17 protein-coding genes are annotated in these 19,902 nt (G+C 70.7%); 7 read left to right on the top strand and 10 right to left on the bottom strand.

Features of this window, described 5'->3' with window-relative positions; genetic code table 11:
• Nucleotides 1-18: 18 nt before the first annotated feature.
• From M4V62_RS14800 to M4V62_RS14785, 4 genes are all read left to right on the top strand, one after another.
• Entirely contained in the window at nucleotides 19-660 is a 642-nt protein-coding gene (locus M4V62_RS14800; protein WP_249587726.1) for a TetR/AcrR family transcriptional regulator, read from the top strand.
• 147 nt (nucleotides 661-807) lie between these two features.
• The gene (locus M4V62_RS14795; protein ID WP_249587725.1) at nucleotides 808-1,656 is read left to right on the top strand and encodes a 3-hydroxyacyl-CoA dehydrogenase family protein; all 849 of its coding nucleotides are present in this window, start codon (nucleotides 808-810) and stop codon (nucleotides 1,654-1,656) included.
• A gap of 163 nt (nucleotides 1,657-1,819) precedes the next feature.
• Nucleotides 1,820-2,143, top strand: coding sequence for an STAS domain-containing protein (locus M4V62_RS14790; RefSeq protein ID WP_160507247.1), 324 nt, complete (start codon nucleotides 1,820-1,822; stop codon nucleotides 2,141-2,143).
• Nucleotides 2,144-2,358: 215 nt separating this feature from the next.
• Nucleotides 2,359-4,848 carry an ATP-binding protein gene (locus M4V62_RS14785; RefSeq protein WP_249587724.1) on the top strand — a complete coding sequence of 830 codons (2,490 nt, stop codon included), beginning with the start codon at nucleotides 2,359-2,361 and terminating at the stop codon, nucleotides 4,846-4,848.
• Nucleotides 4,849-4,912: 64 nt separating this feature from the next.
• Here M4V62_RS14785 and nucS read toward each other — a convergent pair whose 3' ends face one another.
• Nucleotides 4,913-5,584, bottom strand: a complete 672-nt coding sequence (gene nucS / locus M4V62_RS14780; protein WP_249587723.1) for an endonuclease NucS — start codon at nucleotides 5,582-5,584, stop codon at nucleotides 4,913-4,915.
• 212 nt (nucleotides 5,585-5,796) lie between these two features.
• Here nucS and M4V62_RS14775 point away from each other — a divergent pair, with 212 nt between their 5' ends.
• Nucleotides 5,797-6,189: an SCO5389 family protein gene (locus M4V62_RS14775; protein WP_249587722.1), complete on the top strand. Its 393-nt coding sequence runs from the start codon at nucleotides 5,797-5,799 to the stop codon at nucleotides 6,187-6,189.
• Nucleotides 6,190-6,259: 70 nt separating this feature from the next.
• On the opposite strand, the gene M4V62_RS14770 is transcribed toward M4V62_RS14775, so the two are convergent.
• On the bottom strand, nucleotides 6,260-7,312 hold the full coding sequence (locus M4V62_RS14770) for an LLM class flavin-dependent oxidoreductase (protein ID WP_249587721.1): 1,053 nt from the start codon (nucleotides 7,310-7,312) through the stop codon (nucleotides 6,260-6,262).
• Nucleotides 7,313-7,523: 211 nt separating this feature from the next.
• Between M4V62_RS14770 and M4V62_RS14765 the strand changes: the two genes are divergently transcribed.
• Entirely contained in the window at nucleotides 7,524-7,856 is a 333-nt protein-coding gene (locus tag M4V62_RS14765; protein WP_249587720.1) for an ATP/GTP-binding protein, read from the top strand.
• A 3-nt stretch (nucleotides 7,857-7,859) separates the two neighbouring features.
• On the opposite strand, the gene M4V62_RS14760 is transcribed toward M4V62_RS14765, so the two are convergent.
• The 8 genes from M4V62_RS14760 to mce form a co-directional block, all read right to left on the bottom strand.
• Entirely contained in the window at nucleotides 7,860-8,696 is an 837-nt protein-coding gene (locus M4V62_RS14760; protein ID WP_425575229.1) for an ABC transporter permease, read from the bottom strand.
• A gap of 119 nt (nucleotides 8,697-8,815) precedes the next feature.
• On the bottom strand, nucleotides 8,816-10,015 hold the full coding sequence (locus M4V62_RS14755) for an ABC transporter ATP-binding protein (RefSeq protein ID WP_249587719.1): 1,200 nt from the start codon (nucleotides 10,013-10,015) through the stop codon (nucleotides 8,816-8,818).
• Nucleotides 10,016-10,125: 110 nt separating this feature from the next.
• Nucleotides 10,126-10,923 carry a hypothetical protein gene (locus tag M4V62_RS14750; RefSeq protein ID WP_249587718.1) on the bottom strand — a complete coding sequence of 266 codons (798 nt, stop codon included), beginning with the start codon at nucleotides 10,921-10,923 and terminating at the stop codon, nucleotides 10,126-10,128.
• A gap of 19 nt (nucleotides 10,924-10,942) precedes the next feature.
• On the bottom strand, nucleotides 10,943-11,713 hold the full coding sequence (locus tag M4V62_RS14745; protein ID WP_249587717.1) for an ABC transporter permease: 771 nt from the start codon (nucleotides 11,711-11,713) through the stop codon (nucleotides 10,943-10,945).
• Between the two features lie 3 nt (nucleotides 11,714-11,716).
• On the bottom strand, nucleotides 11,717-12,709 hold the full coding sequence (locus M4V62_RS14740; protein WP_249587716.1) for an ABC transporter ATP-binding protein: 993 nt from the start codon (nucleotides 12,707-12,709) through the stop codon (nucleotides 11,717-11,719).
• A gap of 123 nt (nucleotides 12,710-12,832) precedes the next feature.
• Nucleotides 12,833-13,768, bottom strand: coding sequence for a coiled-coil domain-containing protein (locus tag M4V62_RS14735; protein ID WP_249587715.1), 936 nt, complete (start codon nucleotides 13,766-13,768; stop codon nucleotides 12,833-12,835).
• 182 nt (nucleotides 13,769-13,950) lie between these two features.
• Nucleotides 13,951-17,868: a polarized growth protein Scy gene (gene scy, locus M4V62_RS14730; RefSeq protein ID WP_249587714.1), complete on the bottom strand. Its 3,918-nt coding sequence runs from the start codon at nucleotides 17,866-17,868 to the stop codon at nucleotides 13,951-13,953.
• A 232-nt stretch (nucleotides 17,869-18,100) separates the two neighbouring features.
• Complete coding sequence (gene mce / locus M4V62_RS14725) at nucleotides 18,101-18,541, bottom strand: methylmalonyl-CoA epimerase (protein WP_249587713.1); 441 nt, start codon at nucleotides 18,539-18,541, stop codon at nucleotides 18,101-18,103.
• Nucleotides 18,542-18,677: 136 nt separating this feature from the next.
• Between mce and M4V62_RS14720 the strand changes: the two genes are divergently transcribed.
• Nucleotides 18,678-19,880 (top strand): acetyl-CoA C-acetyltransferase, encoded by a 1,203-nt coding sequence (locus M4V62_RS14720; protein WP_249587712.1) that lies wholly within the window; start codon nucleotides 18,678-18,680, stop codon nucleotides 19,878-19,880.
• Nucleotides 19,881-19,902: the final 22 nt, after the last annotated feature.

The following is a 19,902-nucleotide window of genomic DNA, read 5'->3' as shown; positions in this document are numbered from 1 at the left end:
TGGTCGTAGGGTGGACCCATGGCTGAAGGACTCAGGGAGCGCAAGAAGCGGCAGACCAAGCAGCGGATCTCGGACATCGCGACGGGGCTCTTCCTGGAGCACGGCTTCGTCACGGTGACCGTCGCGGAGGTCGCGGAAGCCGCGGACGTCTCCGTGAACACCGTCTACAACTACTTCCCGGTCAAGGAGGACCTCTTCCTCGACCGGGGCGAGGCCGTCGTCGACCGGCTCTCCGGCTACGTACGGGGCCGGCGCGAGGGAGAGTCCGCCGCTGCCGCGGTCCTGCGTGCCCTGCGCCAGGACGTGGAGGGTGTGTCGCCCCATGTCGGCCTCTTCCCGGGCTGGGCCGACTTCATGAAGGTCATCACCGAGGCCCACGCCCTGCGCTCCCGGCTCTGGGAGATCCAGCAGCAGGCGCTCGGCCACCTCACGAAGACCCTCGCCGAGGAGGCCGGGGCCGCCGACGGCGACCCCATGCCCGGACTGATCGCGGGTCAGCTCTCGTGGGTCCACAGCACGCTCATGGCCTGGATCGGCGACGAGATGACCAAGTGCCGCAAGCCCGCCGAAGTCTCCCGCGACGTCCTCGTCCTGCTCGACGAGATGGAGGACCTGCTGGGCGAAAAGGTCCTCAACTACGCGGTGCGCGGCGCCGAATGAGGCGTACCAGTGTGATGTCCGTCATCTGAGACGTGACGCGCATCTCTTCACCGCCACAGGCGCGCTCACGACCGCTAATGTCCGCCGGAAGGGCAAACGTAAACAGCGTGTAAGCCAGGCGTGATAAGCGGTAGGGGAGTCGGAACAGTGGCACGGAAGCTCGCCGTCATCGGAGCCGGACTCATGGGGTCCGGCATCGCACAGGTCTCCGCCCAGGCGGGCTGGGACGTCGTCCTGCGGGACGTCACCGATGAGGCCCTGACCCGTGGCACCGACGGGATCAAGGCGTCGTACGACAAGTTCGTGAGCAAGGGCAAGCTCGCCGCGCAGGACGCCGAGGCGGCGCTCGGGCGCATCACGACGAGCACCGACATGGACGCCGTCGCCGACGCGGACATCGTCGTCGAGGCCGTCTTCGAGAAGCTCGAGGTCAAGCACGAGATCTTCCGTACGCTCGACAAGATCGTGCGCGAGGACGCCGTGCTCGCGTCGAACACCTCCGCCATCCCGATCACGAAGATCGCGGCCGTGACGGAGCGTCCGGAGCGTGTCGTGGGCGCCCACTTCTTTTCGCCGGTGCCGATGATGCAGCTGTGCGAACTGGTGCGCGGCTACAAGACCAGCGACGAAACCCTCGCCCGCACGCGTGAGTTCGCCGAGTCCGTCGGCAAGACCTGCATCGTCGTGAACCGCGACGTCGCCGGCTTCGTGACGACCCGTCTGATCTCGGCGCTCGTCGTCGAGGCCGCGAAGCTCTACGAGTCGGGCGTCGCCACCGCCGAGGACATCGACATCGCCTGCAAGCTCGGCTTCGGGCACGCCATGGGGCCGCTCGCGACCGCCGATCTGACGGGCGTCGACATCCTGCTGCACGCCACGAGCAACATCTACACGGAGTCCCAGGACGAGAAGTTCGCACCGCCCGAGCTGATGCGCCGGATGGTTGACGCCGGTGACATCGGCCGCAAGAGCGGGCAGGGGTTCTACAAGCACTGACGTCTGCTCCCTCCCTTGCGGGGTCACCCCTCGGAGTGAATTCGGTATCGGTTCGCTTACAGACGGCAACTTCCTTGCCCATGCGGCAGTCAGTTGCAGTGACATACGCAGACGCCTTACGGAACAGACGTCACAGGAAACTCAGCACTCTCGGGGAGCGCATATGCACATCAGGGGCGACCAGGCCCAGCTGGTCGTCGGGGGACGCCTCGACGTACGCAGCGCGGCGGACGCCCGAACGGTCCTGCACTCGGCCGTCGACGACGGAGCCGGAGACCTGGTGCTCGACCTGTCCGAACTCGACTCGTGGGACGCCACGGGACTCGGCGTCATCATGGGCGCACACCGGCGCGCGGGACGGTGCGGACGCCGCCTCGTGCTGCGCAGTGTGCCGCCCCAGATGCAGCGCCTGCTCGTGGCCACCCGGCTGCACCGGATCCTTGCCATCGAGGGCGGCATCGGGGTCGAATCGCTTCCCCGGGTGTGAGACACGTCTCGCGCACAATCCTCACGAAGCTGTGACGTCTCGGACGGCGCGGTACCCCGCCCGTTCGGAGATACTGAGCGAAGGTCTAGGGTTCGGTCGCCCACCGTCATGACGAAGACAGACGCCCGAGCGGGGGCACCGGACCAGAAGCGACAGCGCAGTGTGCACAAGGCCGGAGGGGGCTGTGTACACGACGCATCTGGGGGGCTTTGACCATGGACCCGATGAACCGGGGACCGGAAGAGTACGGCCATGACGGCATCAACGACGACGATTCGGCGCGTCCCGTGCGTCCACCGCGTGATCCTCTGACACCCGACTTCGGGCAGCCCACGCCCGTACTCGCCCGCACCGTCCAGCTCGTATCGGGCGACTTCCTGCTCACCGTGAACCCCGTCGACGGCAGCGAGATCGAAGCCTGCCCGCCGGGCGAGCTGCCCGCACGACCCGTCAAGCGCACCGCCGCCGAGCGTGCCGAGCTGCGCCGCGCCGCCGCGCCGCCCGTGCCGCCGGGGCCCGCACTGCCCCGGATGCCGCTCATCGAGCGGCAGGAGGATCGCGAGCGGCTCGTGCGCCTGCTCGCACGCGGGCGCTCGGTGCGGCTCACCGGACCCGCGGGCTCGGGGCGCACAGCGCTCCTGAACGCCGTCGCGGAGGACTGCGCGGACCTCGCACCGGACGGCGTCGTCCGGCTCTCCGGGTACCACAAGACGCCCGGCGACCTGCTCCAGGACCTCTTCGGGACGGTCTACAACGCACCCCTGCACCGCCCCGACCGTGCCCTGCTGCTCGAACTCGTCCACGAGATCGGCGCGGTCGTCGTCCTGGACGACCTGGAGTTCGGCGCGGCCGCCCTGGAGGAGCTCCTCGAGGCCACGCCCGAGTGCGCCTTCCTGATCGCCGCGACGCCCGACGTCGCCGCGCCGTCACCCGATTCGCACCTCGAAGAGGTCTTCCTCGGCGGCCTGGGCCGCAGTGGCGGCCTCGAACTCCTGGAGCGCGCCGTCGGCCGCGTCCTCACCGACGACGAGGCGAGCTGGGCGGGCGACCTGTGGTTCGAGTCGGAGGGGCTGCCCCTGCGCTTCGTCCAGGCGGGCGCCCTGCTGCGCCAGCGCGACCAGCTGCGCGCCGACCCGAACGCCTTCGACGAGTACGGCTACTACACCGAAGCCCCGGTCGACGCGCCCTTCGGCGCCGAGGGCCACGACGTCCCGCTGCCCTCGCTCGCCGACGGAGCGGCGCCCGCGGTGCTGCTCGCGTCCCGGCTGAGCCCGTCGGCGCGCACCACGCTGCGGTTCGCCGTCGCGCTCGGCGGCGAGCTGCCGCACCAGGCGCATCTGCCCGCCCTCGTGGGGGACACCCACGCGGACGCGGCTCTCGCCGAGCTCGTCTCCACCGCGCTCGTCACGGCGGTCGGCTCCCACTACCGACTCGCCGCAGGGGTGCGCACGCAACTGGAGGCGTCCGGGTACGCGGACGACGCCGCCGAGCGCGCCCAGAGCGCCGCCCAGCACTACGCCTGGTGGGCAGGGCACCCCTCGGTCGGCCCTGAGCGGGTCGTGGCCGAGGCGGACGCGGTGCTCGCGGCGCTGGGCGTCCTGGTCGCGGGGCAGTCCGCGTCGGGGGCTTCCGTCGCCGGTGAGGAGAGCGCCGCGGTGCTGCTCGCCCGCACCGTCGCGCCGGCCTTCGCGGGAGGGCTCGACTGGGGCGCGTGGGAGCGTGCCCTGCGGTCGGGCCAGGAGGCGGCACGGACCGCGGGAGAGGTCGCCGAAGAGGCGTACTTCCACCACGAGCTCGGCATCCTCGCGCTCTGCGGCGGACAGCTCGACCGGGCCCGCGTCGAGCTCGAGGCCTCCATCGGCCTGCGCGGCGCGCTCGCCGACAAGCGGGGCATGATCGCGGGCCGCAGGGCGCTGGCCCTGGTCGCCGACCGCTCGGGCGGCGTGCTGTCCGGCGGGAGCACGGCCGCGGGCGAAGAGGTGCCCGACGCGCGCTACGAGGAGTCGGCATCGCCCCCCGGCGGCGTACCGGCGGCGTTCGCGCTGCCCACACCGCCTCCGGAGCCCGAGACCCTGGTCACCCGCAAGGCCTCGCCCGCCGCGGGCGCGGGCGGCCCCGCACCGACCCGCCGCTCCATCGTGCACGGCACCCGGCGCAATCTCGTGGCGGCGGGCGCGGGAGCCCTCCTCGCCGCCGTGCTCGGCACGGTGGTCACGCTTGGCGCGACGTCCGACGGCAACGACGACCCGCCGGACAAGGTCAAGACGGAGCAGTCGGCGAGCGAGGACCAGGGCGACGACGGTCTGACCGCCGACAAGCCGGCGAAGGACTCGACGAGCCGCCCGGACAGCGACGGCCCGGACAACGTCCCCGGCACCGAGGACGACGGCACGCCGAGCGAGAGCGGCGAACCGTCGGACGAGCCGAGCGACAGCGGCAAGCCGTCCGACAAGCCCACGGACAAGCCGACGACGAAGCCGCCGACGACGAAACCGCCCACGACCAAGCCGCCGACCACGAAGCCGCCGACGACCAAGCCGCCCACGACGAAGCCGCCGACGACCCCGCCGCCGACGACTCCGCCGCCGAGCACGGACCCGACGCCGGACCCGCCGTCGTCCCCGGACACGTCGGACTCGGCGAGCGGACCGGCGAGCGGACCGGCGAGCGGCCCCGCGAGCAGCAGCCCGGCGTCGACGATCTGACGCCCGTACGGAAAAGTGAGGGCCGGGTCCACAGGACCCGGCCCTCACGTACGTAACCGAACTTCTAGAACAGCCGCAGCTTGTCGTCCTCGATGCCGCGCATCGCGTTGTAGTCCAGGACGGCGCAGCCGATGCCGCGGTCCGTGGCCAGCACGCGGGCCTGCGGCTTGATCTCCTGGGCGGCGAAGATGCCCTTGACCGGGGCCAGGTGCGGGTCGCGGTTCAACAGCTCGAGATAGCGGGTGAGTTGCTCGACACCGTCGATCTCGCCGCGCCGCTTGATCTCGACGGCGACGGTCTGTCCGTCGGCGTCGCGGCAGAGGATGTCCACCGGGCCGATCGCCGTCATGTACTCGCGCCGGATCAGTGAGTAGCCCTCTCCGAGCGTCTCGATCCGGTCGGCGAGCAGCTCCTGAAGGTGTGCTTCCACGCCGTCCTTGATGAGGCCGGGATCGACGCCCAATTCATGCGAGGAGTCGTGCAGGATCTCCTCCATCGTGATGATGAGTTTCTCGCCCGCCTTGTTCACGACGGTCCAGACACCTGAGTCGTCCCCCGTCCCCTCCTTCAAGGTGCAGGGCGGGGACATCCAGTTGAGGGGTTTGTAGGCCCGGTCGTCGGCGTGGATCGAGACACTGCCGTCCGCCTTCACAAGGATCAGGCGAGGGGCCGACGGGAGATGGGCGGTGAGCCGGCCCGCGTAATCCACGGAGCATCGGGCAATGACGAGACGCATGGGGCGCAACGCTACTCGACCCCAGGTGGTGCGCGCGATTCCTCCGGCGATGAACCTGTTCGATCCTGGCCGGTTATGTTCCCAATCTCCTGGTGCAGCGCGGGTCCGGTGCTTACCGTATAAGCAGGAGGTCGTCATGCGTGCACGCTGCGTGTGCGGGCTTCTTCCCTGTCCGGAAGCCCCCGCTCCCCGGGGGTGCGAGAGGAGAACCCATGTCGCTCGACGTCTCACCGGCGCTGTTGGAACAGGCCGAGCGAGGCGAGGTCGATGAAGCGGAATTCGTCGACTGCGTCCGGACCTCCCTGCCTTACGCATGGGAGATGATCAGCTCTCTGGTGGCCCAGCTGAAGGTTGACGGCGGCGAGTTCGCCGACAACCAGACGCCGCCGCCCAGCGAGCAGGCGCGCGGCCAGCTCCTGCGGGCGCTCGCGAGTGACGCGATTCGCGGTGCTCTGCAGCGCCACTTCGGAGTGCGTCTCGCATTCCAGAACTGCCACCGTGTGGCGGTTTTCCCGCTCGATGCGTCCGTGGACGAGAGGCTCGCCCGGTTCACCTCGATCCGGGGGCAGCTGCTCAACCAGTCGCCCGAACTGCGGGACTGCTGACGCTTCTTGCTGCCGCTCCGTACGCGGGAGGTGTTCTAGTACCGGAGCGGCAGCTCCCCGCCCCAGCGGCTCAGCCGAGCTGGGGCAGCACTTCGGCCCCCAGCCTTCGGACGTTCTCCTCCGTCGTCGCCAGGTCGCCCGAGCCCTCGACGAGCAGCGCGAAGCGTGTGATCCCGGTGCGCTCCGAGGTGGCCGCGATCCGGTCCGCGCACAGCTGCGGGGTACCCACCGGATGCAGTCCGCAGAGCAGTTCGGTGTACGCGAGCGGGTCCCGCATGGACCGCGCGCGGCCGTCGACCGTGACGTGAGCGTCAAGTCCCTGCTTGAGCCACCCCGGCATCGCCTTCTGCAGTGTCTCCGCCGCGTCCAGGCGCCGGTCCGCGATCTGCGCGACCCCCGCGGAGACGTGCGGCGCCCGGTGGACCTCCTCCGGCGTACGCCCCGCGGCGCGCGCGTGCCTGCGCCACAACGCCACCATTTCGGCCTTCTCCTCGTCGCCGACGTGCATGCCGAGCAGCATCGGCAGACCGCGTTCCGCCGCGAGCCGCACGCTGGACGGCGAGGTGCAGGCGACGATCACCTCCGGGCCGCAGGACGACTCCTCGGTGTCCGTGCCCGAGCCGGTCAGTGCCTCCTGCGGCCGTGGCACCACGGCGACCTCGCGGAAGGAGAAGCGGCCCCCTTCGCTCGCGACCCGGGGTTCGCTCAGCCACCGCAGCAGCAGGTCGAGGGAGTCCGGGAAGTCCTTCTCGTACGCGTCGAGACCGGACCCGAAGACCTCCAGGTCCACCCACGGACCGCCGCGCCCCACGCCCAGCGAGAAGCGTCCGCCGGACGTCAGGTGCAGCAGCGCCGCCTGCTCGCCCAGGGCGACCGGATGAACGGTCGGCAGGACGCTCACGGCGGTGCCGACGCGGATGTGCCGTGTGCGCCCGAGAAGGAGCGCGGCGAGGGTCACGGCGGACGGACACGTGCCGTACGGCACGAAGTGGTGCTCGGCGAGCCAGACCGAGTCGAGGCCCGCCTCCTCGGCCACCTCGGCGGACCGCACCGCTCGGTGCAGCGCCTCCCCCTGTCCCTGTCCCGGGAACTGGGCGGCCAGCACAAAACTACCTACACGCATCGTTCTCCTGCCTCCTTGGCGCCGACGCAGGCACTCCCCCTACGGGCAACAACGCATGACACGTGCCAAAGGCACGGCTTGGCATGAAGATTGACGGATTTTCTGCGGAATGCAGGGGGGATCTGTGGGGGTTGGTGACGTACGCCTACCCCTGCGCGTGCCGCGTAGGCTGGAGACACCCCTGGCCCCCGTACATCCCGTGAGGTGTCTCGTGTCCCCGCGTCGTAACCGCCCGAAGGGCGCCGGAGAAGACGGTCCGCGCCCGGACGGTGAACCGGCGGGCCGCTACGGCGGCTTCCAGTCCACCGAGAGCTGGCGGGGCGAGCAGTGGAGCATGCGCCACGTCGCGGGTGCCAGCTCGGTGGGCAAGACGTACCGCTGCCCCGGCTGCGACCAGGAGATCCCCTCCGGCGTCGCGCACGTGGTGGCCTGGCCCGAGCACTCGGGCGTCGACGAGCGCAGACACTGGCACAAGGCCTGCTGGAACGCGAAGGACCGCCGCACCACGCGGGTGCAGCGGTCCCGTAACGCGCCGAGGTACTGACGGCTACACGTCGCGCTTCTCCAGGAGGGCGAAGGCGCCGACGATCGCTGCCGCCGTCACGCCGACGAGCAGCAGCAGCTGCGAGGTGCCGCCGCCCGTCCCGTCCATCTCGAAGATCTTGGCGAGGGAATTGATGGCGTTGTAGTCCATCATCTTCTCGCCAAGCGGACGCGTGCCCTCGGAGATCATCAGGAACACGGGCAGGATCGCGGGCACCAGGACCACGCCGAGCATCGCGGTGATCGCACCCGCCGAGTGGCGCAGCATCGATCCTGCGGCGAGCGCGAGGACGCCCAGGAGCGAGACGTAGAGACCGCCCTTGAGGACCGTGCCCGACCAGTCGACGTCGCCCGCCTCGGGGCCGCTGTGCATCCCCGACGTCATCAGGCCCACGAGCAGGATGGAGCCCGCCGAGACGACGAAGGCGATCACGAAGAAGATCAGGATCTTGGCGGCGAGCACGCGATAGCGCTGGGGCGAGGCCGTGAACGTCGTACGGATCATGCCCGTGCCGTACTCGGACGACGTCACCAGGACGCCCAGCGTGATCAGGCAGATCTGGCCGAGCACGAGACCGAAGAACGCCGGGATCGTGAACGGCACGTCCGCGTAGTCGCGGTCCTGCGTGTTCCCGGCGACGAGCAGTCCGATGCCGACGACCAGCAGGAAGAAGACGCCGAGGGTCCACATCGTCGAGCGGACCGACTTGATCTTCGTCCACTCGGACGCCAGGGCGTTGCCGAGGTGGGTCTTCTTGACCGGGATCGGCGAGGTGTAGGCGTTGTTCATCGCCTGCTGCCAGGCGGAGGGCGGCGCGGGGGCGGCCGGCGGGGGAGCCATCGGGGCGCCTTGCGGCATCGGGGCACCCTGGGGAACGGGAGCGCCTTGAGGCACGGGGGCACCGGCCTGTGCGTACGCCTGCTGGGGCTGCGCCTGCGGCTGCGGAGTCGGAGGCGTGGTCATCGCGGGTCCTCGCTGTCGCGCTTGGTCATCTCGGGGGCGGGGGCGGAGGCGGGCGCCTGCGGGGCGGCGGCCGCGTACGGGTTGGGCATGGCACCCTGCGGTGCGCCAGGGGCCACAGGAGCTCCCTGCGGCGCGCCCTGCGGCATCGCGAACGGCTGGCCGCCCTGCTGGGGCGGCGGCGGTGCGTACCACCCGGGCTGGCCCTGTCCTGCCACCGGCATCGGCTGCTGCGGCATCGCACCCGGCGGCAGCTGCTGCTGGAGACCCGCGCGCTGGTCGACCGTCGAGCGGTAGTCGACGGCGCCCTGCGTCATCCGCATGTACGCCTCTTCCAGCGAGGCCTGGTGCGGCGAGAGCTCCCACACGCGGACGTCCGCGCCGTGCGCGAGGTCGCTGATGCGGGGGAGCGGAAGACCGGTCACGCGCAGCGCGCCGTCCTGCTCGGGCATGACCTGGCCGCCCGCCTCGGTCAGCGCGGCCGAGAGCTTCTCGCGCTGCTGCGGGTCGGTGTCCGGCGTACGCACCCGGGCGAAGTCGGCGGAGTTGTGCGAGATGAAGTCCTTGACGCTCATGTCCGCGAGCAGCTGCCCGCGGCCGATCACGATCAGGTGCTCGGCGGTGAGGGCCATCTCGCTCATCAGGTGCGAGGAGACGAAGACCGTGCGCCCCTCGGCCGCGAGCGACTTCATCAGGTTCCTGACCCAGAGGATGCCCTCGGGGTCGAGGCCGTTGACCGGCTCGTCGAAGAGCAGCACCTGCGGGTCGCCGAGCAGGGCGGCGGCGATACCGAGCCGCTGGCCCATGCCGAGCGAGAAGCCCTTGGAGCGCTTCTTCGCGACCTCCTGGAGGCCCACGACGCCGAGCACCTCGTCCACCCGGCGGGCCGGGATGCCGGAGAGCTGGGCGAGGCACAGAAGGTGGTTGCGGGCGTGCCTGCCGCCGTGCACCGCCTTGGCGTCGAGCAGCGCGCCGACCTGGCGGGGGGCGTTGGGGAGCTTGCGGTACGGGTAGCCGCCGATCGTCACCTGGCCCGTGGTGGGTTGGTCGAGCCCGAGGATCATGCGCATGGTCGTCGACTTGCCGGAGCCGTTCGGGCCCAGGAAGCCGGTGACCGTGCCGGGTCGCACCTGAAAGGAAAGGTTGTACACGGCTGTCTTGGCGCCGTAGCGCTTCGTCAGGCCGACTGCCTCGATCATTCTCCGCACCCATCGAATGGTTCAGGACGTCGGGGCACACGCCCCCGTAAGGGTTAGGAGGATATCGGGGAGCTGACGGTTCCAGCCAAGAGCGGGTAAAACTCTCCCCGTCAAGGGAAGCCCGGCTGCGGCAGCGCCCAGCCCGCGTCGGCGAAGGCGCGCGTCCCCAGCTCGCGCAGCGTACGGTCCCCGGCGGCCGTGCGCACCCAGTCGGCTGGACCGGGCCCGAGCAGGCGCCGCAGCGCGGCCGAAGCCCCGAGGAGCGAGGCGAGCAGCGCCGCCTGGTTGCCGCCGCCGGGGCGCGGCAGGCCGGTGTCCGGATCGACGAGGACGCCGTACGAGCTGACGTAGAGGTGGGCGCCGTCGAGCTTCTCGCCGGACGGCATGGCGAGCGCGAAGCCGTCGCCCGGGATCAGCGCCCGCCGGTAGTTGGGGAACTCGGTTTCGTCGACCGCCCGGAACTGGTCCTGATCGAGCCAGCTCACGACGAGGGAGGTTTCGGCCACCGGATCGAGATACGGGGCCGCCGCCACATAACCGGCGCGCCCGATGTGCGCCGAGCAGCCGACGGCGATGCCGCGCACCCGCACCGGCACCATCGGCACAGCGGCGGAGATGCCGCGCCGCATGAGCTTGTACGCGACCTGCGCGGGCGAGGCGTTCGACCCGACGGCGATGACGGCGTGGCGGCGGCCGACAGGGACCACGCCCCGCTCACCCAAGGCCTCGTCGAGCGGCTGCCCCGCCACGTGCCACTGACCGAGCGGCAGCGGACGTACATCGAGGGGGAGAAGCTCGTCGCCGGTCAGGAGCGAGGGGCCACGGACGGGCCGCCCCGGATAGACCAGCGGCTCCAGGGCGGGCACGACATCAAGCCCGAGCGCGGCCAGACTCCGGTCCTCCGCCATCGCGCTCCCCGTGGCGGGCCTAGGCGTCCCGCTTCTTCAGCAGCGTATAGCCACCGATCAGCGCCACCACGACCCACACCACCATGATCGCGAGCCCGCCCCAGGGCCCGTACGGGGTGTCGTCGTCCAGCGGTGTCTTCACCTGCATGATCTTGCTTCCGGCCTGGTCGGGCAGGAAGCGGCCGATCTTCTTCGTCGCCGAGACGTTGCCCAGGATGCTGGAGATCAGGAAGAAGAACGGCATCAGGATGCCCAGCGACAGCATCGGGCTGCGCAGCATCGTGGCGACGCCCATCGAGAACATCGCGATGAGCGTCATGTAGAGCCCGCCGCCGATCACCGCGCGCAGCACGCCCGGATCGCTGATCACGGCCTTGTGCTCGCCGAGCATCGCCTGCCCCACGAAGAACGCGATGAAGCTCGTGACCAGGCCGACCACCAGACAGAGCAGGGTGGCGACCGCGACCTTGCTCGCCATGAAGGTGGCGCGCTGCGGCACCGCGGAGAGCGAGGTGCGGATCATTCCGGTGCTGTACTCGTTCGAGACGACGAGCACCCCGAAGACGATCATCGCGAGCTGGCCGAGGCTCATGCCGGCGAAGCTGGTGAAGGTCGGATCGAAGACCCTGCGGTCCTGGGCGTTGAGACTGTCGTAGTCGTTCTTCGCCAGAATGCTGATCAGCAGGCCGAGCCCGACCGTGACGACCACGGCGAGACCCAGCGTCCACACGGTCGACGAGACCGAGCGGATCTTGGTCCACTCCGACTTCAGTACCTGCGTCGCGGCCATCGCTCAGGACCCCTTCTTCTGCTGCTGCCAGCTCTCGCCCCAGCCCTCGGCCTGCGTGGGCGGTGGCGGGGCGGCGCCGGGGGCCGCGTGGTCGGCGTGCGCGTGATACTCGACCGACTCCGCGGTGAGCTGCATGAACGCCTCTTCGAGCGAGGCCCGCTGGGGGCTCAGTTCATGGAGTACGAGCTGATGGCGGGCGGCGAGTTCACCGAGGTCCTCAGAGGTGGTGCCGTCGACCTCAAGGGTGCCGTTGCCCGCCTCGACGGCGGTGACGCCCTCCTGGTGCAGCACGTCGAGGAGGCGCTCGCGCTGCGGGGAGCGCAGCCGGACGTAGCTGCGCGAGTTCTGGTGGATGAAGTCCGCCATGGAGGTGTCGGCGAGGAGCCGCCCCTGCCCGATGACGACGAGGTGGTCGGCGGTCAGCGCCATCTCGCTCATCAGGTGGGAGGAGACGAAGACCGTACGGCCCTGCGAGGCGAGGGACTTCATCAGATTCCGGATCCAGTGGATGCCCTCGGGGTCGAGTCCGTTGACCGGCTCGTCGAACATCAGGATCTCGGGGTCGCCGAGCAGCGCGCCCGCGATGCCGAGCCGCTGGCCCATGCCGAGCGAGAAGCCCTTGGCCTTCTTCTTGGCGACCTGCGTCAGGCCGACGGTGTCGAGGACCTCGTGGACGCGGGCGCGCGGGATGCCGTTGCTCTGCGCGAGGCACAGAAGGTGATTGAAGGCGCTGCGCCCGCCGTGCATGGCCTTGGCGTCGAGCAGGGCGCCGATGTACTTGAGGGGATCCTTCAGCTGGGCGTAGCGCTTGCCGTCGATCCGCGCGGCCCCCGCCGTGGGGTTGTCGAGCCCGAGCATCATCCGCATCGTCGTGGACTTGCCCGCGCCGTTGGGCCCGAGGAAGCCGGTGACGATGCCCGGATGCACGGTGAAGGTGAGGTTGTTGACGGCCAGTTTCTCGCCGTACCGCTTGGTCAGCCCCTCGAGCTCGATCATGCGGCAACGCTAAAACGGGACAGAGCCCCCTGCCACTTGGACAGAGGGCTCTGAAAGCGTCCCGTGAGGGGCGCGGGGAACTGCGCGCTCAGCCACGACGCGCCCGCAGGTCTCCCCGGTGCTTCAGCGGGTCTGCTGAGCCGGAACCCCGCGGGAGACCGGCTCGTCCTCGGCGGGCGAACCGGCGGCAGCCACCGCCGCACCCGTGAGGGTGGCCAGCATCTCGCGCACGTTGGTGAGCTGAGCGTTGATCGAGTCCCGGCGGTTGGTGAGCGCCGCGAGCTCGCGCTCCGATTCCGAACGGATCCGGTCGGCCTTGGCGTTCGCATCGGCGACGATGTCCTCGGCCTGACGCTGAGCGGTCTCCACCGTCTGACGGGCGCGACGCTCGGCGTCGGTACGAAGCTTCTCGGCCTCAAGCCGAAGCTGCTCCGCACGGTGCTCGATCTCCGCGAGACGCTTCTCGGCCTTGGCCTGACGCGAGGCCAGGTCACGCTCCGACTGCTCGCGGCGCTTGGCGAGGTTCGTCTCGAAGTCGGCCGCGGCCTGGGCGGCCTTGGCGCGGGTCTCCTCGAAGAGGGCGTCCGCCTCCTCGCGCTTCTGCTGGGCGTCCTTCTGAGCCTCGCTGCGCAGCGTGCCCGCCTCGCCCTTGGCCTTCTCGACGATCCGGACGCCCTCGTCCTCCGCCTTGGCCTTGCGCTCGGCCGCGAACGACTCGGCGTCGTTGCGCACCTGCTGGGCCGCCGACTCGGCGAGCTCGCGGTGCTGCTCGGCTGCGCGACGGGCCTCCTCGCGCAGGTCCTTCGCCTCCTCCTCGGCGAGGCGGAGGATCTTCTCGACACGCGCGCCGAGACCCGCGTACGACGGTTCGGCGTCGGCTACCTGCGCCTGCGCGTTCTGCGTCTCGAGGTGCAGCTCTTCAATGCGCTTTTCCAGAGCAGTGATACGAGCAAGAGCGCTGTCACGGTCGGAGACGAGCTTGGAGATACGTTCGTCCACCTGAGCGCGGTCGTACCCACGCCGCACAAGCTCGAAGCCGTAGGGGGAAGTGTCGCTCATGGGGTTCCTGTCGAATGAGACCGGTGAGGTGATAGGGGGAATCCTAGGGGTCCAAGCGGCGTGTCATCGAGCGGATGCCCGTTTGATCTGGAGAATGACACCCCTTTTGAGTGGCTAACCGCCAGAGCACTTGCCAGCGACAGTGCCGAAGGTCCTTACAAAGCACGCGAGATGTTCTTTGGCTAGCCCTCAGACGGCTTGCCACCCGATCGAGTTGACCCTGCCGCCGCACCAGCCTTGACGCCACCGTCCTTCGCGCCGGGGACCGGTGGGGCCTCAAAAGACTCCAACGCCTCCAGCACGTCCTGGACACGGGAAATCTCGGCGTTGATGTCCTCACGGCGCCGGACCAGGACTTCGAGCTCCCGTTTGCCCTCGTCAACCGTACGCTCGGCTTCCGCCTGGGCCTCCGCCTTGACGCGCTCGGCGTCGCGCACCAGCTCGGCCACCTTCGTCTCGGCCTCCTTGAGCAGCGCCTCGGCCCGCTTCACGGCGGAGATCCGTACCTTGCCGGCCTCGGAACTCGCGTCCGACACCAGCTCCTTGGCCTTCGCCTCAGCCTCGGCGAGCTGCTCCTCCGCGGCCTTCACCAGGGCGTCGCAGCGCTCACCGGCGGTCTTCATCGCCTCGGCGGACTCGCGGCGCGCACGCTCGTGCAGCTCCTCGATCTCGGCGGTGAGCCGGTCACGCTGCTCCTCGGAGCGCTCCCTTATGGCCGTGGCGTCCCTGCGGGCGCCGATGAGCAGTTCGTCCGCGTCCGTACGGGCCTTCTCCACCAGGGAGTTGCCCTCGACCGTCGCCTCGGAGACAAGGCGGTCGGCCTCCGTGCGGGCCGCGCCGACCATCGTGTCGGCCTGCGCCTCCGCGTCCGTGGTGGCCTTGAGGGCCTTCTCCTGGGCGTCCTTCGTCAGCTTGTCGGCCTCGGCAGCCGTCTCCGAGATGAGCGTGTCGACCTGCTCGGCAGCCTCGGAGCGGCGCTTGTTGGCGGCCTGGCGTGCCTCGTCCTGGATCCGCTCGGCCTCCTCCCGCGCCTGCGAGGTGAGCCGCTCGGCCTCGGCCGCAGCCTCCGCCTTGACGCGCTCGGCGTCGGAGCGGATCCGCTCGGCGTGCTGCTGGGCGGAGCCGACCGTCTCGGCCGCGTCCGCGCGAAGCCGCTCGGCGTCGCCCGTCGCGTCCGAGATGAGCTTCTCGGCCTTGGCCACCGACTCCGCGCGCACCCGCTCGGCCTCGGCGGTCGTCTCGGCCTTGAGGCGCTCGGCTTCCGCGACCGTGTCGGCCTTGAGCCGCTCGGCCTCCGCGACCGTTTCGGTCTGCAGCCGTTCCGCCTCGCTGCGCGCCTCGCCGATCAACTGGTCGGCCTGGCTCGCCGCGTCGCTGCGGATGCGGTTGGCGTCCTCGCGGGCGTCGGCACGGGTGCGGGACGCGTCCTGCTCGGCCGAAGCGATCGCGTCCGAGGCCTCTGTGCGCGAACGCTGGGCGTACTCGGAAGCGTCCGAACGCAGCCGCTCGGCCTCCGCGATCGCCTCCGAAACGGTGCGCTCGGCAAGCGACTTGGCGGCCTCGGCTTCTTCGTTTGCCTCGCGCCGGGTGCGGCCCGCGTCCTCGGTGGCACGCTCCCGCTCGGCATACGCGTCGGCGCGGACGCGGTCCGCCTCCTCCTGTGCCTCGGTCCGGGTGCGCTCCGCCGCGTGCTCGGCGGCGCTGCGCAGACCCGCGATCTCCTCCTGCGCGGCCTCCTGAAGGCCCGACACGGAGTCCCGTACGGACTGGGCGGTCTGCTCGGCGCTGGAGACCATCTCGGTCGCCCTGCGGTCGGCCTCCTCGACGAGGCGGACGGCCTCGGCCTGGGCCTCCTCGACGCGCTTGCGGGCGGAGGCGAGGAGTTCCTCGCTCTGCTCGCGGGCCCGCTCGCGCTCCTGGTCGGCCTCCGCGCGCGCGGAGCTGAGGGTCTCCTCGGCCTCCCGGCGGCGCCGCGCGGCCTCCTCCTGGGCGGCGGACAGGGCCTCGGCGGCCTCCGTGCCCACGCGCTCGGCGGCTGCCGCGGCCTCCGAGCGGAGACGGTCGGCCGACTCCTGGGCCTCGGTCTTGAGCCGCTCGGCCTCGGCCGCGGCGTCCGAACGCAGCCGCACGGCGATGTTCTCGCCCTCGGCGCGCGCCTGCGAGGCGTCGGCCGCGGCCTCGGTGCGCAGCCGCTCGGCCTCGGTCTCGGCCTGCGACTGAAGGGTGCGGATCCGCTCGGCGGACTCCGCACGCAGGCGGTCCGTCTCGTCCGACGCCTCCTTGCGGATGCGCTCGGCCTCCGCGCGGGCGTCGGTCAGGGCCTGCTCGGCGGAGGCGACACGCTCCTCGGCCTCCGCGTGCAGGCGCGTCAGCTCGTCGGCTGCCTCGGCCTGACGCGCCGCTATGGCCCGCTCGGTCTCCTCGTGCAGGGCGCGCGCGGCGTCCTTTGCCTCGGACTTCGTGGCCTCGGCCTGCTCGGCGGCCTCCTCGCGGTGCCGCTCGGCCTCCGCGCGGGTGCGCTCCAGGGTCTCCTCGGCCTGCTTGCGCAGGCTCGTGGCGCGCTCGATCGCCTCGGTGCGCAGCCGCTCGCTCTCGGCGGTCGCCGCCGTCTTCAGCTCGTCGCCGTCGGCCTTCGCCTTGGCGAGGAGCTCCTCGGCGGACTTGGCCGCCTCCTCGATCTGCTGGACGGCCTCGCGCCGGGCCTCGCTGCGGATCCGCTCGCCCTCGGCGACCGCGTCGGCCCGCAGCTGCTCGGCCTCGCCGCGCAGCCGGCGCGCCTCCTCCTGCAGCTCGACGGTCTTGGCGCGGTACTCCTTGGTGTCGTCCTTCGCCGTGCCCTTGAGCTGCTCGGCGATGTCGTGCGCCTCGGCGCGCAGCCGGTCCGCCTCGGTCTCGGCCTCGGTGCGGATCCGCTCGGCCTCCTCCGTGGCGGCCTTCGTCGTCTCCTTGGCGTCCTTGGACGCCTTGTCCAGGACGTCCTCCGCGGTGCGCGCGGCCTTGGCGAGCTGGCCCGCGGTCTCCTCGGCGGTGATCGTGCGCGCCTTCTCGGCGGCTTCCTTGATCAGCTGCTCGGCCTCGGCGCGGGCGTCGGCGACGAGCTGCTCGGCCTCGGCCTTGGTGGCCTCGGCCTCCTTCGTGGCCTCGCCGACCAGGCGGGCGACCTGCTCCTTGGCGGTGCGCGTGCGCTGTTCGTTGGCGCCCTCGGCGGCCGAGAGCTGTTTGGACGCGGTGTCCTTGGCCTCGGAGAGGACCTTCTCCGCCTCCGCGCGCGCCTCGCGCAGAGCCGTCTCGGCCTCCGTCATGCGCTGCTCGGCGGCCCGGCTCGCCTCGGTGGCCTGACGGCGGGCCTGCTCGGACTCGGTGGCCGTGCTGGAGCGCAGCTGCTCCGCGTGGTCGGTGGCCTCCTGGGCCTGCGTGGACGCGGCGTTCAGGAGGCGCTCGGCGTCCGAGCGGGCCCGGCGCAGGATCGCTTCGGCCTCGGCTCGGGCGGCCTCGGCGTCGCTCGTCAGGCGCTGGCGGGCCTCTTCGGCCACGCGCTCGGCCTCGGCGCGGGCGGCGGCCAGGGCCTGATCGGCCTCGGCACGCGACTCGTCGAGCAGGCGGCGCGCCTGCTGTTCCGTGCGGGCCCGCAGCTGCTCGGCCCACGCCACGTTCTCGTTGACGTGCGACTCGACGGTCTGGCGGCGCTCGGACAGCTCCTGGTCGAGCTGCTGACGGCGTGACACCGCCTCGGAGTGCAGCTCGGACTGGAGCCTGGCCTGCTGCTCGGCGTGCTCCTGGAGGATGCGCTGGGTCTGCGCACGGGCCTCGCGCAGCTCGCGCTCCGCGTCCTGGCGCAGCTGGTCGGCCTGGATCTGGGCATTACGGAGCAACTGCTCGGCCTGGTAGCCGATGTCCGCGCCGTCGTAGGCAGGGCGGGACGCGAGGTTGCGGCGCGCCTCGTGAAGCTTGGCGCGCAACACCTCGACCTGGTAGCCGAGGTCTTCGGCGTGCTGAACAGCCTTCTCTCGTTCGGTCTTCAGCCGGTCCATCTCGGCCTCGAACCGCGAAAGATGGTCCGTCTCAGCCCGCGAGCTCTCTTGGCGTTCGTAGCCCCGCACTGCGCGGTCCCATCCGTCCCCTGGTCGCAAGTCTCTTCGTACGAGCCCTGTCCATCCGCCGAACGGGGCCCACGGGGAATGGTGTCAGATCAACAGCAGAGCATGGGCTGCTGCCCTGACGCTCGTCCCCCGAAACCCGGACCCCGGCAAGCGGCCGCCCAGCGTACGGACGACCGGCCGCCCCATACTTCGGACGGCCGACCCCAACCCTACCGGCCCAAGTATGCGGAGGTCAGTGCTCCGGTGACTCCTGAGCTGCCGAGGTGACGAGTTCGGTCAGTACGCCGTGGCAGTCCTTGGGGTGCAGGAAGGTGATGCGGGATCCCATGGAGCCGATTCGGGGCTCCTGATAAAGGACGCGTACGCCCTTGTCCTTGATGGCGGCGGCGTCGCCGTCCACGTCCGCGGTGCCGAAGGCGATGTGGTGCACGCCCTCGCCGTTCTTGGCCAGCCACTTGCCCACGGCGGAGTCGTCGCGAGTGGGTTCGAGGAGCTGCAGGTAGGAAGCGCCGCCGTCGCTCGTCTCGTTGATCTTGAGCATGGCCTCGCGCACCCCCTGCTCTTCATTGACTTCGGTGTGGAACACCGTGAAGCCGTACGTCTCCCGGTAGAACTCGACGGTCTTGTCGAGGTCGAAACAGGCGATCCCGATGTGATCGATTCGCGTCAGCATGTCTTAAGTCCAGCCCTTCCGGCGCTGATTACGCAACGTGCGCGCGATCACACCGAACTCCCGATGACGCCCGGCGTACCGCTCAGTACATTCAAGTAAACCCTCATTAACTCCTCCTCCCAAGGGGCCGTGGCACATGTCTGGAACGACCGGTACCACCTCAGTGATCGTCGCGGGCGCCCGAACGCCCATGGGCCGCCTGCTGGGCTCCCTCAAGTCCTTCTCAGGCGCCGACCTGGGCGGTTTCGCGATCAAGGCCGCCCTCGACCGGGCCGGGATCGGCGGCGACCAGGTGCAGTACGTGATCATGGGGCAGGTCCTCACGGCCGGGGCAGGGCAGATCCCGGCACGTCAGGCCGCCGTCAAGGCGGGCATCCCCATGAACGTCCCGGCGCTCACCGTCAACAAGGTGTGTCTCTCCGGGCTCGACGCGATCGCGCTCGCCGACCAGCTGATCCGCGCGGGCGAGTTCGACGTCGTCGTCGCCGGCGGCCAGGAGTCGATGACGAACGCGCCGCACCTCCTCCCGAAGTCGCGCGAGGGCTTCAAGTACGGCGCCATCGAGATGCTCGACTCCATGGCGTACGACGGCCTGACCGACTCCTTCGAGAACATCGCCATGGGCGAGTCCACGGAGAAGCACAACACCCGCCTGGGCATCGCACGCCCCGAGCAGGACGCGATCGCCGCCGCCTCCCACCAGCGGGCCGCAGCGGCGCAGAAGAACGGCATCTTCGAGGCCGAGATCACCCCGGTCGAGATCCCGCAGCGCAAGGGCGACCCGGTCCTGTTCTCCAAGGACGAGGGCATCCGCGCCGAGACGACCGCCGAGTCCCTCGGCAAGCTGCGCCCCGCCTTCACCAAGGACGGCACGATCACGGCGGGCACGTCCTCGCAGATCTCCGACGGCGCCGCGGCGGTCGTGGTGATGTCCAAGGCCAAGGCCGAGGAGCTGGGCCTTGACTGGATCGCCGAGATCGGGGCCCACGGCAACGTGGCGGGCCCGGACAACTCGCTCCAGTCGCAGCCGTCGAACGCGATCCAGCACGCCCTGAAGAAGGAGGGCCTTGACGTCGCCGACCTCGACCTGATCGAGATCAACGAGGCCTTCGCCGCGGTCGCGGTGCAGTCAATGAAGGACCTCGGGGTGTCCTCGGAAAAGGTGAACGTCAACGGCGGAGCCATCGCCCTGGGTCATCCGATCGGGATGTCCGGCGCGCGCGTGGTGCTGCACCTCGCCCTTGAGCTGAAGCGCCGTGGCGGCGGCGTGGGCGCTGCCGCGCTGTGCGGTGGCGGCGGGCAGGGCGACGCGCTGATCGTGAAGGTGGCGAAGGCCTGACGCGTTTCGCGCGTGCGAGCCT

This window comes from Streptomyces durmitorensis (assembly GCF_023498005.1).
GTDB classification, from domain to species: Bacteria; Actinomycetota; Actinomycetes; order Streptomycetales; family Streptomycetaceae; genus Streptomyces; species Streptomyces durmitorensis.
This window is presented reverse-complemented; position numbering and strand designations above follow the sequence as displayed.

Coding starts and splice junctions, on each gene's coding strand:
- M4V62_RS14800 (WP_249587726.1), top strand. CDS start 19: ATGGCTGAAGGACTCAGGGAGCGCAAGAAGCGGCAGACCAAGCAGCGG.
- M4V62_RS14790 (WP_160507247.1), top strand. CDS start 1,820: ATGCACATCAGGGGCGACCAGGCCCAGCTGGTCGTCGGGGGACGCCTC.
- M4V62_RS14785 (WP_249587724.1), top strand. CDS start 2,359: ATGGACCCGATGAACCGGGGACCGGAAGAGTACGGCCATGACGGCATC.
- nucS (WP_249587723.1), bottom strand. CDS start 5,584: ATGCGTCTCGTCATTGCCCGATGCTCCGTGGATTACGCGGGCCGGCTC.
- M4V62_RS14775 (WP_249587722.1), top strand. CDS start 5,797: ATGTCGCTCGACGTCTCACCGGCGCTGTTGGAACAGGCCGAGCGAGGC.
- M4V62_RS14770 (WP_249587721.1), bottom strand. CDS start 7,312: ATGCGTGTAGGTAGTTTTGTGCTGGCCGCCCAGTTCCCGGGACAGGGA.
- M4V62_RS14760 (WP_425575229.1), bottom strand. CDS start 8,696: ATGGCTCCCCCGCCGGCCGCCCCCGCGCCGCCCTCCGCCTGGCAGCAG.
- M4V62_RS14755 (WP_249587719.1), bottom strand. CDS start 10,015: ATGATCGAGGCAGTCGGCCTGACGAAGCGCTACGGCGCCAAGACAGCC.
- M4V62_RS14750 (WP_249587718.1), bottom strand. CDS start 10,923: ATGGCGGAGGACCGGAGTCTGGCCGCGCTCGGGCTTGATGTCGTGCCC.
- M4V62_RS14745 (WP_249587717.1), bottom strand. CDS start 11,713: ATGGCCGCGACGCAGGTACTGAAGTCGGAGTGGACCAAGATCCGCTCG.
- M4V62_RS14740 (WP_249587716.1), bottom strand. CDS start 12,709: ATGATCGAGCTCGAGGGGCTGACCAAGCGGTACGGCGAGAAACTGGCC.
- M4V62_RS14735 (WP_249587715.1), bottom strand. CDS start 13,768: ATGAGCGACACTTCCCCCTACGGCTTCGAGCTTGTGCGGCGTGGGTAC.
- mce (WP_249587713.1), bottom strand. CDS start 18,541: ATGCTGACGCGAATCGATCACATCGGGATCGCCTGTTTCGACCTCGAC.
- M4V62_RS14720 (WP_249587712.1), top strand. CDS start 18,678: ATGTCTGGAACGACCGGTACCACCTCAGTGATCGTCGCGGGCGCCCGA.